The following is a 2,860-nucleotide window of genomic DNA, read 5'->3' as shown; positions in this document are numbered from 1 at the left end:
CAATGAACACCATCCGTGCCGCCTGCTACGGTCAGCACGGTAGGTGCTGAGCGATAGGTAATCCTTTGAGGTTATCTCCGGATTTTCCCCCGCCTCACACCGGGCATGCACCTTTCAGCGCACCCGGCGTTCCATCAGGTTGACTTACTTTCTCTGATTTCAATACCTCTGTGTCCTCGCGGAACACAGAATACCTGCAAATTTCAAGGATTTAACTTCTTTCGATACTTTTCAATCTTTTTGACCACTTTGGCGTCAAGCCCCGGCGGTATCATACCGTTGTGAACCATGCGATGGCACGGTTCACACAGCCAAGCAAGATTCTTTACTTTGTTGATTTCGTCGATGTGAAGCGTATTGCTGACATGGTGGCAGTGCCCTGTCCCTGTTCCTGTGAGTTCTTCACCGCAACATTTGCATTTCCCTTTGTCCCGGTTGAATGCATACTCCCGGTTCATAAAGTATTCAAAGTTATATTTCCGATGACTGCCTTTACATGCGATTGCCAGACGAATGTCTTCCGGCGTGTTGACGGATGGCCTGTCCAGCGGCAGTGGTTTGTGACGCTTGCGGTATGCCTGATACCGCTTACGCCCATCCTCTGTATAAGGCGTCATCTTCTGGTCAAACGGTTTCTTTTCGTAATTACTGTGCGTTATGAACGCGTATGTCAATCCGAACCATTTTCCCTCAACCTGAATTGCAAATGTTTTGCTGTCATACCCGGCGTGGCGTTGCGGAAGGTTGCAAAGCTGTTTCAATGGAACCTGCATTTTATTGTAGGTCTTCGGGTACAGCTTCTTCCAGACTGACAATGCTGTCATGTCCACTCTGCGGTCTATTGCGTGATACGCCTTAGAACAGATGGACGTCTGGATATATTCGGCGACTCCCATGATGACTGCGTTTACGCGCTGAATCTGTGCCGCCTGTGCTTCCAGCCCTTGCATTTCTGCTATCTTTCTGACTTCGTCCTGGATGTTGTGTATCTTCTTTGTCAGCCTGTCCTTATCGGGAAATGGCTTTCCTATCAGATGATCCGTCCACGTCCTTGGGTCTGGAGTTTTGATTTTCCGCTCTGCCTTTACCGTGAATCCGAGGAAATGAATCCCTTCGTTCCGAAGATCGGTAACATAGGTCTTTTCCTGTGACAGTTCCAGCCGCATTCTTGCCTTAAAGTACTTTGTCAGCTCTTTCTTCAGACGGAGTGCTTCACGTTCCGTTGAAGTCAGAATCACCCAATCATCCGCAAAACGGTAGTTGTATTTTGGTGTGATTCCCGACCATTTCAGCCTTCGTGTATCATTGCATTTATGCTTGCATTGTCTGTGCGGCTCCATATAACACCGCCCGATATACCAGTCAAAATCGTTCAGATACACATTGGAAATCAGTGGCGACAAAATGCCGCCCTGCGGGGAACCGAGTTCTGTGTCGTAAAACATATCGCTCTCGATATATCCTGCTTTCAGCATCTGGCTTATGATTTTCAATACACGTTTGTCGTGTATTCCAATCCGCCACAGCTTCTTCAACAGAATACGATGGTCGATATTATCAAAGCATCCCTTGATATCACCTTCCACCGCCCACACAGCCTGATCTTTAGACCTGCTTCCCGCATTGATGACATTTATGATGTCCCGGATGGCGTGCTTTTGTGCCCGATAGGGGCGGAAACCATAGCTGTGCGGGTAAAACCTCGCCTCGCAAATAGGTTCAATAATGATTCGCACACATTCCTGAATGATCCTGTCCAGCACTGTGGGAATTCCCAATGGCCGTTGTTTGCCGTTGCTCTTTGGTATATACACCCGCCGAGCCGGTTTTGGTTTGTAGTTGCTGAAATTCGATTGAATCAACTCAATAAAGTCCGCTTTTGGCATTTGAAGATAATCGTTCATTTTCTTCTCATCCACACCGGCGGTATTGCTGCCTTTGTTGGATTTGATGTTATGAACCGCTGTAACAATGGTCGTATCGTTTACCATCGCTTCCAGCAGGCCGGTGAACGCCATTCCTTCTGCTGACTTTTGATAGAGAAAGTCGAGAAATTGCTTCATTCCGGTCTCGTTTGAAAATCTGACGTTCAAATGCACAAGTCTATCACCTCGCAGTTCGTCACCCTTCTTTCAGGGAGTTATTGATTTTCCTTGTTTTGAAATTTGCAAATCAACCTGACTCGTGCCCTTCGCCGCGGAACATTTCAGTTCCATGTGGCTGGCTTTCCCAGCCTCAGACTACTATGGCACGGCTGACTTCCTGTTACCTTCACCGTCCTGCATGACTCCGGTAACAGGCTCTCAAACGTTCCTGAATCTCTATCCTTATGATCTTATGATCGTGAAGCCCTTAGGCCGCTACCTTACACCGGGAAAATCTAATCATGCCTTGAATCACAGTTATCGCATGATTCCGACGGGGATTCCATCCCGTCGGGTGAGATGAGAAAAACCAGCCCATCCCACTTTTTCCAATTCTCCTGCTTTCGCAGGCCTTTCGCTCTTACGATGCTGCATAGCTTTCACTTGTCGGGTAGCCATAGGCTTCGGAAGCCCGCACCATATATTATCCATGCCGCCGGAGCGGTTTAGGTTTTCAGGTTACGTCTTCACCACGCTCTGTACCATGCGCCATTGCAGTGGCGCAACGCACAGTGGAGTATCAGCTCGCATACTGCCAGCGGATGACAGTCCGCCTTTCGGGACTATGTCCCAGTTGCATTGATTCCGTATGGCAGGGGGCTTTCACCCCTGATTTGAGATTCAAGTTCTCTGTGAACTTTTCTTATTACTAAGTGCATTCACATGGTGCTGTTCGCTATCGCTGTCAACGATAACTTATGCACAACGTTTCGCAC

At 48.1% G+C, this 2,860-nt stretch carries 1 protein-coding gene; it reads right to left on the bottom strand.

All coding sequences use genetic code 11. The features are described 5' to 3' along the window. Positions 1 to 203: 203 nt before the first annotated feature. Entirely contained in the window at positions 204 to 2,063 is a 1,860-nt protein-coding gene (gene ltrA / locus E0E20_RS13745; protein WP_242622812.1) for a group II intron reverse transcriptase/maturase, read from the bottom strand. Positions 2,064 to 2,860 lie beyond the last annotated feature (797 nt).

Origin of the sequence: Lachnoclostridium sp. Marseille-P6806, assembly GCF_900625025.1 — a bacterium.
Taxonomy (GTDB): domain Bacteria; phylum Bacillota; class Clostridia; order Lachnospirales; family Lachnospiraceae; genus CAG-791.
The sequence above is the reverse complement of the archived record's forward strand: the minus strand, read 5'-3'. Positions and strand labels throughout refer to the sequence as shown.